The organism is Chryseobacterium sp. MHB01, from assembly GCF_034651565.1.
Lineage (GTDB): Bacteria > Bacteroidota > Bacteroidia > Flavobacteriales > Weeksellaceae > Chryseobacterium > Chryseobacterium nepalense.
Map to the genome: position 1 here is coordinate 85161 of NZ_JAYEDA010000013.1, position 13054 is coordinate 98214.

Annotated in this window: 14 protein-coding genes; 9 read left to right on the plus strand and 5 right to left on the minus strand. The window is 36.2% G+C overall.

Going from position 1 to position 13054, the window contains the following annotated elements; translation table 11 throughout:
* Positions 1-38: 38 nt before the first annotated feature.
* Together U9K52_RS17950 and U9K52_RS17955 are read left to right on the plus strand one after the other, a co-directional pair.
* Positions 39-836 carry a DUF2797 domain-containing protein gene (locus U9K52_RS17950; RefSeq protein ID WP_323673813.1) on the plus strand — a complete coding sequence of 266 codons (798 nt, stop codon included), beginning with the start codon at positions 39-41 and terminating at the stop codon, positions 834-836.
* Positions 837-862: 26 nt separating this feature from the next.
* Positions 863-3544, plus strand: a complete 2682-nt coding sequence (locus U9K52_RS17955; RefSeq protein WP_322927638.1) for a hypothetical protein — start codon at positions 863-865, stop codon at positions 3542-3544.
* A gap of 16 nt (positions 3545-3560) precedes the next feature.
* Here the strand turns inward: U9K52_RS17955 and U9K52_RS17960 are convergent, their stop codons facing one another.
* A complete protein-coding gene (locus tag U9K52_RS17960) occupies positions 3561-3911 on the minus strand; it encodes a hypothetical protein (RefSeq protein WP_322927639.1) in 351 nt (116 codons plus the stop codon).
* Positions 3912-4064: 153 nt separating this feature from the next.
* Here U9K52_RS17960 and U9K52_RS17965 point away from each other — a divergent pair, with 153 nt between their 5' ends.
* Both U9K52_RS17965 and U9K52_RS17970 read left to right on the plus strand, forming a co-directional pair.
* The gene (locus U9K52_RS17965) at positions 4065-4259 is read left to right on the plus strand and encodes a hypothetical protein (RefSeq protein WP_248389463.1); all 195 of its coding nucleotides are present in this window, start codon (positions 4065-4067) and stop codon (positions 4257-4259) included.
* A gap of 122 nt (positions 4260-4381) precedes the next feature.
* Positions 4382-5428, plus strand: a complete 1047-nt coding sequence (locus tag U9K52_RS17970; RefSeq protein WP_263601841.1) for a PA0069 family radical SAM protein — start codon at positions 4382-4384, stop codon at positions 5426-5428.
* 59 nt (positions 5429-5487) lie between these two features.
* Here U9K52_RS17970 and U9K52_RS17975 read toward each other — a convergent pair whose 3' ends face one another.
* Together U9K52_RS17975 and U9K52_RS17980 are read right to left on the minus strand one after the other, a co-directional pair.
* A complete protein-coding gene (locus U9K52_RS17975; protein WP_169231564.1) occupies positions 5488-5646 on the minus strand; it encodes a bacteriocin-like protein in 159 nt (52 codons plus the stop codon).
* Between the two features lie 151 nt (positions 5647-5797).
* Entirely contained in the window at positions 5798-6748 is a 951-nt protein-coding gene (locus tag U9K52_RS17980; protein ID WP_263601840.1) for an isopenicillin N synthase family dioxygenase, read from the minus strand.
* Positions 6749-6832: 84 nt separating this feature from the next.
* On the opposite strand from U9K52_RS17980, the gene menD reads away from it, so the two are divergent.
* Positions 6833-8509, plus strand: a complete 1677-nt coding sequence (gene menD / locus U9K52_RS17985) for a 2-succinyl-5-enolpyruvyl-6-hydroxy-3-cyclohexene-1-carboxylic-acid synthase (RefSeq protein ID WP_322927641.1) — start codon at positions 6833-6835, stop codon at positions 8507-8509.
* On the opposite strand, the gene U9K52_RS17990 is transcribed toward menD, so the two are convergent.
* Together U9K52_RS17990 and U9K52_RS17995 are read right to left on the minus strand one after the other, a co-directional pair.
* Positions 8506-9132 (minus strand): aminotransferase class IV, encoded by a 627-nt coding sequence (locus tag U9K52_RS17990; RefSeq protein ID WP_322927643.1) that lies wholly within the window; start codon positions 9130-9132, stop codon positions 8506-8508. The genes menD and U9K52_RS17990 overlap by 4 nt on opposite strands.
* Positions 9116-10093, minus strand: a complete 978-nt coding sequence (locus U9K52_RS17995; protein WP_323673814.1) for an aminodeoxychorismate synthase component I — start codon at positions 10091-10093, stop codon at positions 9116-9118. Before U9K52_RS17995 ends, U9K52_RS17990 begins: the two co-directional genes overlap by 17 nt.
* A gap of 46 nt (positions 10094-10139) precedes the next feature.
* Here U9K52_RS17995 and U9K52_RS18000 point away from each other — a divergent pair, with 46 nt between their 5' ends.
* From U9K52_RS18000 to U9K52_RS18015, 4 genes are all read left to right on the plus strand, one after another.
* Positions 10140-10862: a hypothetical protein gene (locus U9K52_RS18000; RefSeq protein WP_322927646.1), complete on the plus strand. Its 723-nt coding sequence runs from the start codon at positions 10140-10142 to the stop codon at positions 10860-10862.
* 75 nt (positions 10863-10937) lie between these two features.
* Positions 10938-11687 carry a hypothetical protein gene (locus tag U9K52_RS18005; protein ID WP_322927647.1) on the plus strand — a complete coding sequence of 250 codons (750 nt, stop codon included), beginning with the start codon at positions 10938-10940 and terminating at the stop codon, positions 11685-11687.
* Positions 11687-12772, plus strand: a complete 1086-nt coding sequence (locus U9K52_RS18010) for an AI-2E family transporter (RefSeq protein WP_248389476.1) — start codon at positions 11687-11689, stop codon at positions 12770-12772. The genes U9K52_RS18005 and U9K52_RS18010 overlap by 1 nt, the downstream gene beginning before the upstream one ends.
* A 13-nt stretch (positions 12773-12785) precedes the next feature.
* Positions 12786-13010: a DUF3820 family protein gene (locus U9K52_RS18015; protein ID WP_248394976.1), complete on the plus strand. Its 225-nt coding sequence runs from the start codon at positions 12786-12788 to the stop codon at positions 13008-13010.
* Positions 13011-13054: the final 44 nt, after the last annotated feature.

Consider the following 13054-nt stretch of genomic DNA (forward strand, 5'->3'; position numbering starts at 1 on the left):
TAATCATTACTTTTACTTTATAAAGTAATATATACAATATGCAGTTTCAGGGACAAATTTTAAAAATGACAAGCTTCAACGAAGAACCGATTCAATATTATCTTAATCTTTCCGGCGATCTTATTCATATGAATGAACTTTTCGGAAAAGAATTAACGATAAAGCATATTGGTTTTCAATGTGTGAACTGTCAGGAAAACAAACCGATTTACCGAATGGGTTTCTGCAAAAACTGTTTTTTTGAAAGTCCTTATGCAAGCGACACCATCATCCGTCCCGAACTTTCCACTGCACATCTCGGAATTGCGGAACGGGATTTGGAGATAGAAAAAGGAATTCAGCTTCAGCCTCACACGGTGTATCTGGCTTACACAGGAGAAGTAAAAGTGGGGGTGACGAGAAATACGCAGATTCCTACAAGGTGGATTGATCAGGGCGCGACTTTTGCTCTGCCTATTGCGAGAACCGAAAACCGGTATGAAGCAGGGATGATTGAAGTTGCTCTCAAACAGCATGTTCCTGATAAAACCAGCTGGAAGAAAATGCTCCAGGATGACCTGGAGGATGAAATTGATCTGGCGGATTTCCAGCAGAAAATTAAAGAATATTTTCCTGATGACTTCCAGAAATTTTACAGTGAAGGCGAAACGCTCTGGAGATTTGATTATCCTTTCGAAAAGCCTGAAAAAGTAACATCTTTTACGCTTGATAAAAGACCGGAGTTTACCGGGAAGCTTACAGGCATAAAAGGGCAGTATCTGGGTTTTGATGGAGGAGAGTTCATTAATGTAAGAGGGCATGAAGGGTATTTTATAGAGCTCAACGTCAGGAGCTGATCTTTAAATAAGTAAAATATGTAAACATGAAAAAGTGGGTAAAAAAGCTATTGGTTGGTCTGGGAGTTTTGTTGGTGATCATTTTATTGGCGAACTTCGGACTTAACATCTGGCTTAAGACCCGTCTTCCCGATTACATTAAAAACAATACCGATTATAAGGTTTCCTATAAAAGTCTGGAAGTAGATCTGCTGTCAGGAAATATTCTTGCAACAAAAATATCAGTTAATAATAAAAATCCCCAAAATAATAATGTAATTGGTCTTCAGGGAACAATAGACACACTCAAAATAAGCCGGTTCGGGATTTATGATGCGGTATTTAATAAGCAGATCAGCTCATCGGATCTTTTACTTTCCAAACCAAATCTCAACGTAATTCTCGCCAAGCCGGTAGATGATAAAACCGGGAAAAAGAGAAATCCTGTAAAATTTGAAAATATCAGGATCAACGATGGGGATGTAAGTGTTTTCAGGCATACTAAGCAAAAATTTCTTTCGGTTCAGGATCTTGATCTGTATGTGGAAAATCTTCAGTTAACTGAAGAATCGGTGGAAGATAAACTTCCTGTTGTTTTTGACGCCTACGATATTAAAGGAAAAAACTTTTTTGTTCGTCCCGATGATGTATATGCTCTTAAGATAGATGCCATCAGGACATCAGACGGACAAATGACAGTCGACAACTTTCAGTTGGTTCCGGTATTGGATTTTGAACAGTTTAAAAAATATTACCCGAAAAAAAATAAGCTTTTCCAGTTTGCTATTAAAAAAATGGAATTCAAAGATCTTGTTTTGAAAAAGAATAAGTTGTCTCTTTCCAATGCAAGTTTTTACGAACCCAATCTCTTGATGTACACTACGGATGTTGTTCCTGTAAGGGTAAAGAAACCTTCAGACCTTGAGCTAGATCTGGAAAATATAAAAATGAGCAATGCAACCATTCAGGTCATGAAGCCTGATGGTAATAAGCTTTTATATGCTAAAAACCTTAACGTTGATGTCAACCAGCTGAGATTTGATAAAGAAACCAGAGAAGCGCTCATTCCTGTAGGATATAAAAACTTTCAGATTTCAGGCAGAGATGTCTTATTTTCCAATCACCAGGACTTTACAATCGGAATCATCAGCCTGAATCCTAAAAAAGGAGAATTAAGGAATGTTTCTGTCGTTCCTAATGGGAGTGCTCCTGAAAAAACCTCAATGAATCTCTTAACAGATTATATCCGGTTTACAATTAATAAATGGGATTTTACTGATAAAAAGATGAATCTTGATGTCAATGAGGTTCTCATGAGCCGTGTCAAAGGAAAAATTACTGCCGGAACGGGTAAAACGGTTAATCGCAAAAAGCATAATTTTAACGGGATCCAATTTCCTATAATAATCAGGAAAGTTGTACTGCAGAATTCGGATATTATTTACTCTAAAAATAACCAGCCGCTCAGTTTTCAGGATCTTAATGCAACCGTAAATGATATTCAGCTCATTAATAAAAAGGATAATTCAGGAATTGAAGCAAAAATAAGTAAATATGCTGTTTCAACTAAAAACTTCGGTTATAAGACGAAATTCTACAATATGACGGCAGGGTTTTTAAAGCTGGACCAGAATACGATAAACGTAACGGCATTTGCAATGAAGCCTTTGGTTTCGAGAGCGCAGTTTATCAAAATGATTCCTGTGGAAAGTGATTTGTATGATATCACGGCAAACCAGATTGCAGCAAACGGAACCTGGGATTTATTTTCTGATCAGAAATTAATCCGCGCTTCAAACGTTACAATCCGTAATGCAGATGCCAATATTTTCAGAAGTAAAATTCCGGAAGATGATCCGAAAGAAAAGCCCTTGTATTCAAGAATGCTGAGGTCGATTAAAATTCCAATGGTAGTCAATAATCTTAACCTTAAAGATTCAAAATTGGTCTATGAGGAAGATACGCCGGAAAGTGCCGGTCCCGGGAAACTGACCTTCAGTAATTTTAATATGAATGTTAAAAATTTAAATTCTGCCAAAATCAAAGGAAATCCAACGCGGGTTGATATTAAAATCAACTGTTCTTTTATGAATTTTGCACCGCTTTCGGTAAACTGGAATTTTGATGTGGCAGACCAGGGTGACCGTTTTGCTATTTCAGGACGAACCACCAATCTTCCGGCTACGGGGATCAATCCGTTTATCCGACCTTATCTTCATGTAACGGCCACCGGGACTATTCAGGAAATGCTTTTTAATTTCAGAGGAAATCCAAAAGGACTGGACGGAAAATTTAATCTTAAACATAAAGATCTTAAAGTAACCATTCTGGATAAAGAAAATAAGGATAAAAAAGGTTTTCTTACGGCGGTTGCCAACCTGCTGGTGAAATCTGATTCCGGGAAGCTTCCGGAAGACGTGGATGTGGAAGATGTGGAAAGAGATCCTACCAAGTCGTTTTTCAATCTTTTCTGGAAAGGGATTGAGCAGGGATTAAAGAAAACATTAATAGGAATCAATATTGATAAGGCCAAGAAAACGGTTGATAAAACGGCTGCCGCTGTAAAGAATGTAAAACAGGATGTAAAAGAGATGAAAGCGTCTGCCAAGGAAGTTGGACAAGCTATAAAGAAGAATCCCGAAACAGAGAAGGTAAAAGAAAATGATAAAGAAAATAAAGGATTTCTAAAAGGAGTCTTCCGGAAAAAAGAAAAATCCGAAACTGAATAGTTTCGGACTTTTTATATTAATCAAAATCAAATTCGTCGCTTTCCAGAATAGGAACTTCACGAAGGAAATTATCAAATTCTTTTGGATAATTACTTCCTGCACCATAAGAATCGATAATCATTCCGATATTCCCATCAGTATCTTTTACCAAATACAAAACGGCGTTGTCATCAGGACTGCTTGGGCCTTCGAAACGATAAGTTTTTATGATAGTAAGTTCATTGGGCTGATATACTTTCTCAGAGTTTTCCAGTTTCATTTCACATTCTTCATTCATTCTGAATTCTCTGTGGATACCTCTTTGAGTGAGTCTTGTCATAACCTGACTTAGTGTGGTCATTTTGTCAATATTTCCTGTGCCTTCCATAATAATATTTTTCTTTTAAGATGCAATAATTAAACCAATCATCTTATTATGGTATTTTATAAAAATGATAAATCGTATTAACAAAAATTTATATTTGGCAATTTATATTGGGTATACTTTTTGCAGTAATCACCGTAATAAATCAAACGAAATATGAAAAAGGAAGTTGGCGTTTTACTGGCGGGAGGTGTTGGTCTTCTGGCAGTATTAAGTATCATCGGAATTAAAAAAATATTACACAGAAAAGATAAAAGATACAGTGATTCCTATTCTGATTATCACAGACATTTTGATAATAGAAATGTCGAAGAAGATTATCACGGTATTGAATTTTATGCTTTAAAATAATAAAACACGATATATCCAATTTTTTGTAATCCGGTACCGTTAGGCTGCCGGTTTTTTTTGTGGAAAACTTTCATGTTAAAACTTATTATTTTCCAGGATTTCCATTCTAATTTTACAAAATCATGCAGAATGAAAATATCATAAAAGGACAGGGAGCTCAGCGAAACATAATCAACCGTTTCGACCGATATACCTATGAGCCGGAAGATGAAGACTATGAAGCCCAGAAAACATCTTTTACCGAAGTATTTCCGAAAACTATTGTAAATCAGGTGAAAAGCGAAGACCTCCCGATGGAGTATTCCATGAATCCTTACCAGGGTTGTGAGCACGGCTGTTCCTACTGTTTTGCAAGGCCTACACATGAATATTGGGGCTATAGTGCGGGAATCGATTTTGAAAGAAAAATTATGGTAAAGAAAAATGCTCCTGAACTACTGGAAAAATTCTTTCAGAAAAGAGGATATAAACCGGAGCCTATTTTACTTTCCGGGAATACGGATTGCTATCAGCCCGCAGAACGGCAGTTCGAGATTACAAGGAGAATTCTTCAGGTTTGCCTTGATTACAGACATCCGGTAAATATCCTTACAAAAAATGCTTTGGTTCTTCGGGATCTTGATCTGTTAATACCGATGGCAGAACAGAATATTATCAGTGTTTCCTTAAGTATTCCAACCATTAATGAAGAGCTGCGAAGAAAAATGGAACCACGCACAAGCTCTGCAAAAAATAAACTAAAAGCTGTAGAAATCCTTTCGGAAAATAAAATTCCGGTTAATGTCATGGTGGCCCCAATTATTCCCGGACTGAACAGTGATGAGCCTCTTTCTATTTTAAAAGCAATCTCAGAGGCGGGAGCACAAAGTTTTGGTTATACTTTGGTAAGGCTGAATGATACAGTAGAGCCTGTTTTTGTAAACTGGATCGAAAATGCTTTTCCGGACCGTGCACAAAAAGTTTTAAATTTAATCCGTTCGATGCGTGGTGGAAAGCTTGGTGAAAAAAAGTTTTTTGACCGCCAGAAAGGTGAAGGGAACATTGCGGAAATGATTCACAATACTTTTAAAATCGGAAGAAAGAAATTTTTTGACGGCAAGGAATTTCCGAAACTCACTACAAAAAATTTTACCGGCTCGAAGGATCAGCAGTTAAAACTATTTGATTAAATAAAAAAACCGCTCCCAAAAGGAACGGCTTCTTTTATGAAAAAATGTTTCTGATTGAATTACATCGTATCATCAGGACATTTGAAATCTTTACTGCATGTTGCGCAGATAATCACATTACCACATGCATACATACAAAATTCCGGCTCAGGAAGTTTAATTCCAGCTCCTGTAATACTTTTTAATTGGCCTTTGCTTAGTTTTTTTAAATTTTTCATATTGTTTTCGTTAAAAATTTGATACTTCTGTAAAGATAAATAAAAAATGAATAAGTCAAACAATTGTGGTATATTATTTTTATGTTAATATTAATTTGTTTTTTTAAAAAATTTAGAATAAAAAAAACCGGACATATTGCCCGGTTCTTAATTATTTTTTGATCAGTCCCAATTCGATCAAGCGTTCATGAAGAAATTCTCCTGCTGTTGTATCTTCATACAGTTTCGGATGATTTTCATCAATACAGTTTTCCAGTGCATTTAATGACATCGAACTTACCGGGTGCATAAAGAAAGGAATTGAATATCTTGAAGTTCCCCACAATTCTCTCGGCGGATTTACGACCCTGTGAATGGTAGACTTCAGCTTGTTATTGGTATGTCTGGACAACATATCTCCTACATTAATCATCAGTTCATCCGGTTCTGCGATGGCATCAATCCATTCTCCCTTATGATTCTGAACCTGCAGCCCTTTTCCCTGAGATCCCATCAATAATGTAATGAGGTTGATATCTCCGTGTGCGGCAGCTCTCACTGCATCGTCCGGCTCCTGTGTGATCGGAGGGTAGTGGATTGGCCTTAAAATAGAGTTTCCTTCAGCAATTTTATCATCAAAATAGAATTCATCAAGACCAAGATAAAGAGCTAAAGCTCTAAGTACATACTGTCCCGTCTTTTCCAGCATCTGATAAGCATCCTTACCCACTTCGTTGAATTTTGGAAGTTCTTCAACGATTACATTATCCGGATATTCATCCTTATATTTGGAATCTTCAGCTACGTACTGCCCAAAATGCCAGAACTCTTTCAGGTCTCCCTTTTTAAAGCCTTTTGCAGTTTCTTTACCGAATCCTACATAGCCTCTTTGTCCACCGATTCCCGGAATTTCATACTTTTGTTTCGTTTCCGTGGGCAGGTCAAAAAAGTTTTTCACTTCTCCATACAATTCATCTACCAATTTGTCATCAAGAAAATGGCCTTTTAAAGCAACAAAACCAATTTCTTCATAAGCTTTTCCGATTTCATTTACAAATTTCTGTTTGCGTTCCGGGTCACCCGAAAGGAAATCACGCAGGTCTACACTAGGTATTTTATCCATTTTTAGAAATTTAACGAATGGCTAAATTACAGATTTTAAATGAAATCTTTTTACAGTTAATTATTTATCAATTAAATTTGTCCTATGAAAAAATATTCTTCCAAAAGAAGTATTCAGATATTGGCGCATCTTCTTCAGCAGTACGGAATTTCAGACATTATTATTTCCCCCGGATCCAGAAACGCACCTTTGGCGATCCATTTTTCCGAAACAGACAGTTTCAACTGTTACAGCATCGTGGATGAAAGAAGTGCTGCTTTTGTCGGGCTTGGAATGGCAATGAGCGAGAAAAAACCTGTGGCCATAACCTGTACAAGTGGTTCGGCGGCGGCTAATTATTATCCTGCCATCACGGAAGCTTTTTATTCCAATATTCCGATTTTGGTTTTAACGGCCGACAGACCAATGGATTATGTGGATATTTTTGACGGACAAACAATCAGGCAGAATAATCTTTTTCATCAACATTCTTACGGGGATTTCCAATTGCTGGAAGACAGTAAAGAAAACGCGGAAGACCTCAATTTTGACACGATAAAGAAAGCTATTGAACTGTGTATTGAAAAACAGGGCCCGGTTCATATCAATATTCCTCTGGAAGAGCCTCTGTATGAGCTGGTTTCAGAGCTTCCGACCTTTCCTACGGTTGAGAAAACAATCAGACAGAAAGAATATGAAATTCCTTCTACTTTAGTGGCGGAATGGAACACTTCCCAAAGAATTATGATTCTGGTAGGAACAAGAGATTACAGTCCTGAGCTGGAAAATCAGCTTACCCAGCTTGTTAAAAATCATTCTGTTGTGGTTTTAAGTGAAGCAAATTCTAATCTTCATCATGAAAAATTTTTCAGGCATATCGACCGGTATGTTTTTAATTTTAACGAAGAAGATTTTAAAATCTATGCACCTGATTTACTGATTACGGTAGGGCAGAATGTTGTTTCTAAGAAAGTAAAGCAGTTTCTGAGGAAAGCACACCCAAAACAGCACTGGCATCTGGATGAAGTATGGCAGCCGGACACGTATTTTGCGCTTACGGAAAAGGTGGAAGTGAAACCTGAAGTTTTTTTCACCAGACTGATGAAATTTATTAACCTGGAACCCAGCCCGTATTTTAATCTCTGGGATGTTCTGCGCGACAAAAAAGACGCAAAGCATGAAAAATTTCTGAGTACGGTAGACTTTTCAGATTTTTATTTTTTCCATAAAACTTCGCAGATGATTCCTGAAAATTATAATGTGCACTTCAGCAACAGTTCTGCAATACGCTATGCTCAGCTTTTCGATTACGGGAAAAGGAAAATTTACTGTAATAGAGGAACAAGTGGAATTGACGGATCAACCTCTACCGCGATGGGATTTGCCATAAAAAATACAAACCCTACCTTATTAATCACCGGTGATCTCAGTTTCTTTTACGATATCAACGGACTTTGGAATCAATATATTCCGCCATTTGTAAGAATCATGATTTTTAATAATGGTGAAGGAAATATTTTTAAAATTATTCCGGGTCCGGGAAATGCAAATCCTAATACACTGGATGAGTTTATTGCAACCAAACACCACAAAAATGCGGAATTTTTGGCAAAGCATTTCGGGTTCTCTTATACAAAAGTGGATGACGATATTACCTTAGACCGAGTTCTTGAAAATTTCTTCAAACCTGATAGTCAGCCTAAAATATTGGAAATCAATACGCACGGTAAAAACAATGCAGATATACAGAAAGCATATTTCAATTACTTAAAGGAGAGTTAAAGATCTTCATATTCTTCATTTCCGGGTAAATTAATGATTCTGTCGATAGGATAAATGAAATTTTCATCAAAATCATTCAGAGCGTTAATAATCTGGAAATGAGAAAATTCTTTAATATTTTGAAGGCTGATTTCTGTTTCTTTTATTTCTTTTTTTCTTAAAAGATGCTGTCGCTGTACACCGTTAAGGAGATAGGAACTGGGTGTAAACCAGTCTTTTCCCTTTAAAAAAAGAATGTTTGAATAAGAGGTATCGGTAATATGATTGTTCTTAACTATGATGATTTCTTCAGCTTTGGCTTTCATCTTCATTCTTTCGAGTTCCTTTCGGTCTTCAAACTTAAAAGAATAATCGAAACTGTTATTTTCCACCAGCTGAAAGCTTTCAATTTCCGGGATGGCGTATGGAATCATCTGGGTTCGTATTTTCTTATCCAGATCATATACAATTCTAAATTTAAAAAGGCCATCCTCGTCATGTTCCAAATGCTTATAAATTTTAGCCAGATCAATGGTTCCTTCTTTCCCGAAATGGGCGAAAGTTGCATCTACACGTTTCTGATGTAATTCCAATAAGAAGATTTTCTGGTCTTCAACCTTTATACTTTCAATGAATTGGTACATAAATTTTATTTTTCATTTCCTGATACTCGTCTTCAAGCCTGCTCATGTGGGTAATTCCGCCGCCACTTTTAAAATACATCTGAGTGCCTTCCTGTTCAATAAAACGGATCATCACGCAACTGTCCAGGTTTGTACCGTCGAACCAGCCGCATACTCCGGTGTAATATCCTCTGTCATATCCTTCCGCATCGAGGATAATTTCCAGGGTTTTCGGCTTTGGAGCGCCTAAAATAGAACCGGCGGGAAGCAGCTTTTCCATGATGCTGCCCAGCTTTCCGTAAAATTCAGGTTTTAAAGTTCCCGATATTTCAGAACTCATGGCATACAAATCTTTCTGCTTGGTCTTAATGAAATCAATATACTGGAATTTGTCTACCTTCACATCATCAGCAACCATACTGAGATCATTTCGGAGAAGATCCACAACCGTGTAGTGTTCTGCTTTTTCCTTGATGTCATTTCTTAAAACTTCTGCAGCATTTTCCACCGATGCATCAATGGTCCCTTTCATAGGATAAGTGAATATTTTTCCGTCAATAATCTTTATGAAAGTTTCAGGAGAAAAAAATACAAAAAAATCCTTATAAAAAACTTTGTATTTGGCAGAAGAGTGATAAAAAATTTCTTCAAGAGTTAAATTTGTTTCAATTTTTGTTTTCCGGGTATAATTTACAAGGTAAGAATTTCCGAAGCGAATATTTTTCTGTACTTTATCAAAGCCAATTTTGAAACTTTCCAGGGTTTCGGGAAATGATTTCCATTGTATATTTTTAGATAGGGTCTGTTGTTTTTTTTGGTTTGAAAAGTTCTGGAAATCAATTAACAAACCAGATTTTTCAATTTCATTTTCTTTAAATATTTCAACATTCCGGGCTGGGAAGTCGACAATGAAAAAATAGGGAACTTTGTTGAGTGAAAGTTCGTCCATTTCCATAAATTTTTGATGATTCGCTGAAAACATTCCGCAAAAGTAATTATTGATGTTTACTTTTGCACAAAATTTTTAAATGGAAAATAAATATCCACAGAAACCGGGTCTTGATTTTATACTGAAGCAGGCATTTTTCTATTGGAATAAAACATTGGTTTTTCAGCTGATGTTTTCGGTGCTTTACTTTGCTATATTTTTTACTTCTATGTTTTTCTTTGCCGGAAAATTCGGAATACTGGATCAGCAGCAGGAACTTCTGGAAGCATACAAAAACGGAATGGATGCTTATCTTGCAAAAGCAGCGGAACTTGGAAAAACGGATAATTCACGATATTTCAGCTTTGCATTTCTGGGAACACTGGTTTTTCTTTATCCTTTAAATCTTGGACTTTTTCAAATTTTCAGAAAGATCGATTTAAAAGAAAAAATTGAGATCGGAGATTTACTTGCGGGTTACAACGGAACAAGTTTTTTCAGATATATCTCTTACGGTCTGTTTTGGTTTCTGATCTACGGAATGATCTTCAATACCATCATTCTGCCTGTAATCTGGGTTTGTATTACGATTTTTGTAGCTCCGATTATGTTTTTCATGAACCGCACCATTCTGGAATCAATTTCTTTAAATTTTAAAGCTTTGAAGATGTTTTTTGTGGAGATATTCGTTTGTATCATCGTAGCAGTGCTTTTTAAATATATCGGATTCATGTTATTTTTCATCGGTGGATTATTTACATTTCCTTTCTGGAATGCAATGATTTATTCGCTTTATAAAGTTATCTTTTCAGAGAAAAATTAATTTCGCATAGTTTTTTAATGAATTTCTGCCAAAAAAAATTAAATTTGGTAGAAACAACATTAAAACATAAACACCATGTCAGAATTTAATGAATTTGATCAGCAGGGCTCGGTTCCGGAAAGAAATGCAGGCTCTATTATTTCTCATGCTTTCGAGATGTATAAAGGAATCTTTCTTTATGCGATTGTAGTGATGATTATATGCATAATTGCCGATACTATTGTACAGTCAGTTACAGGGTATAATTCCTGGGGAGGGTTCAGAGATTTCAGAAGTTTCAATGATTTTGATGATAACAGTTTTTATAAATATGATTACTGGAGCGGGCCAGGAGCTCCTTTTTATTATTCATTTTCATTTATTCTAAATGTTTTATTGTCTCCATTGTATGTAGGGCTAATCTATATTGCTAATAAATACAATAGCAAGATTGGTATTGATTTCTCGGATCTTTTTATCGGCTACAGGCAAAATCTTGGCAATATTCTTATTTACAGTTTAATTACAAATATTATTTTAGGAATTTCCATAGCGCTATGCGGACTTCCTTTTTTCTTTGTTTTTCCTCTTTTCTTTTTGGGTTATCCCATCCTCTTGTTTGAAAATGCTACGGCGATGGATGCACTCAGTAAAACATACAATATTGCAAAAGACAATTATGGTACATTTTTAGGTACATCACTTTTGGGGATTCTGATTAGTGCTGCCGGATTAATCCTATGTTGCATCGGAATTATTGTTACGGCTCCTTTTATCATTGCAGTAATGTATTCAGCCTATTGTGCTTACCTCGGAAAACCAAGACAAATACTATTAAACAAATAATGAATAAAGAAGAACAAATAAGCAGTATAAAAATAAAACAGGTCGCGCTGCTTGCTATAATTCTCATTTTGGCAGGCTTGATCTGTTTTAATCTTGCACTTTTCATTCCATCTGTGTTAGGCGCTATCACCATTTATGTGGTTTGCAGAAAGTATAATTTTTATCTTCAGGAAGAAAAAAAGTGGAAACCCTGGGCTTCTTCCCTGGCTTTAATGTTTGCAAGTCTTATTGTTCTTATTCTTCCTGTTTATTTTATTGGTGACCTATTGATTGAAAAGCTCGGGAATGCCCAGGCTTATATGGATAAGTTTAATGTTTTTCTTGAAAAAATTCATACCTACATCTATTCTAAAATAGGATTTGATATTTTGAGTAAAGAAAATATGGATAAGCTTAAAAACAATGTCGGACAATTTTCTACAAAAGCACTGAGTGGTACATTCAATACACTAACTGTGGTGATGTCCATGTATTTTATCCTTTATTTCATGCTTGAAAAACCAAGATTTTTTGAAAGGATACTGTCATCTTCTGCACCGCTGAAAAGATCGAATGTATCTTTGATAGGCGAAAAAATGAGAAAGCTTATTATGGCGAATGCGATTGGAATCCCCGTAGTAGCGCTTGGGCAGGGAATTGTTGCTCTGGTAGGATATTTCATTTTTGGTGCACCAAGCCCCATACTGCTGTTCGCCTTAACGGCTGCAGCCTCCATGATCCCTGTAGTAGGTGCGGCAATCATCTATGTACCGATCTGTATCTACATGATTGCAGAAGGAGATACAGGAACCGGGCTCGGACTGGCTGCGTATTGTATGGTAATTGTAGGATTAACGGATAATGTTTTACGTTTCACGCTCTTAAAAAAACTGGAAGATATTCATCCATTAAATACTGTTTTCGGAATTATAATGGGGATGAATCTTTTCGGCTTCATGGGATTGGTTTTCGGACCAATTCTTATATCTTTGACATTGCTGCTGATTCAGGTATACAGAAATGAATTTTCGGATGATGATACTCCGGATCTTAAGCTTCCGGATAAAGATGATGAGCTGGAGGAAAAAATTAATTTAATTGTATAAAATGGAGTACGGAATAAACCCCGAAATATTAAAAGAAATTTGTGAGGTGAAAATGCCTTTCGGAAAGTATCAGGGAACAATACTGGCAGATTTACCGGTAAGTTATCTTGAATGGTTTCAACGGCAAGGAATGCCTAAAGGTAAATTAGGAATGCAGCTGTCTACCATCTACGAAATAAAGGTAAATGGCTTGATGGATTTGTTAGCTCCAATTCGTTCGGGTCTTTTAAGGAAATAAATCTAAGAGGATTTACAAATTTATATTAGCTTTAAAGTTTCGGC

Excerpts from the sequence above, each read along its gene's own strand:
- U9K52_RS17950 (WP_323673813.1), top strand. The coding sequence starts at position 39 with ATGCAGTTTCAGGGACAAATTTTAAAAATGACAAGCTTCAACGAAGAA.
- U9K52_RS17955 (WP_322927638.1), top strand. The coding sequence starts at position 863 with ATGAAAAAGTGGGTAAAAAAGCTATTGGTTGGTCTGGGAGTTTTGTTG.
- U9K52_RS17960 (WP_322927639.1), bottom strand. The coding sequence starts at position 3,911 with ATGGAAGGCACAGGAAATATTGACAAAATGACCACACTAAGTCAGGTT.
- U9K52_RS17965 (WP_248389463.1), top strand. The coding sequence starts at position 4,065 with ATGAAAAAGGAAGTTGGCGTTTTACTGGCGGGAGGTGTTGGTCTTCTG.
- U9K52_RS17970 (WP_263601841.1), top strand. The coding sequence starts at position 4,382 with ATGCAGAATGAAAATATCATAAAAGGACAGGGAGCTCAGCGAAACATA.
- U9K52_RS17975 (WP_169231564.1), bottom strand. The coding sequence starts at position 5,646 with ATGAAAAATTTAAAAAAACTAAGCAAAGGCCAATTAAAAAGTATTACA.
- U9K52_RS17980 (WP_263601840.1), bottom strand. The coding sequence starts at position 6,748 with ATGGATAAAATACCTAGTGTAGACCTGCGTGATTTCCTTTCGGGTGAC.
- menD (WP_322927641.1), top strand. The coding sequence starts at position 6,833 with ATGAAAAAATATTCTTCCAAAAGAAGTATTCAGATATTGGCGCATCTT.
- U9K52_RS17990 (WP_322927643.1), bottom strand. The coding sequence starts at position 9,132 with ATGTACCAATTCATTGAAAGTATAAAGGTTGAAGACCAGAAAATCTTC.
- U9K52_RS17995 (WP_323673814.1), bottom strand. The coding sequence starts at position 10,093 with ATGTTTTCAGCGAATCATCAAAAATTTATGGAAATGGACGAACTTTCA.
- U9K52_RS18000 (WP_322927646.1), top strand. The coding sequence starts at position 10,140 with ATGGAAAATAAATATCCACAGAAACCGGGTCTTGATTTTATACTGAAG.
- U9K52_RS18005 (WP_322927647.1), top strand. The coding sequence starts at position 10,938 with ATGTCAGAATTTAATGAATTTGATCAGCAGGGCTCGGTTCCGGAAAGA.
- U9K52_RS18010 (WP_248389476.1), top strand. The coding sequence starts at position 11,687 with ATGAATAAAGAAGAACAAATAAGCAGTATAAAAATAAAACAGGTCGCG.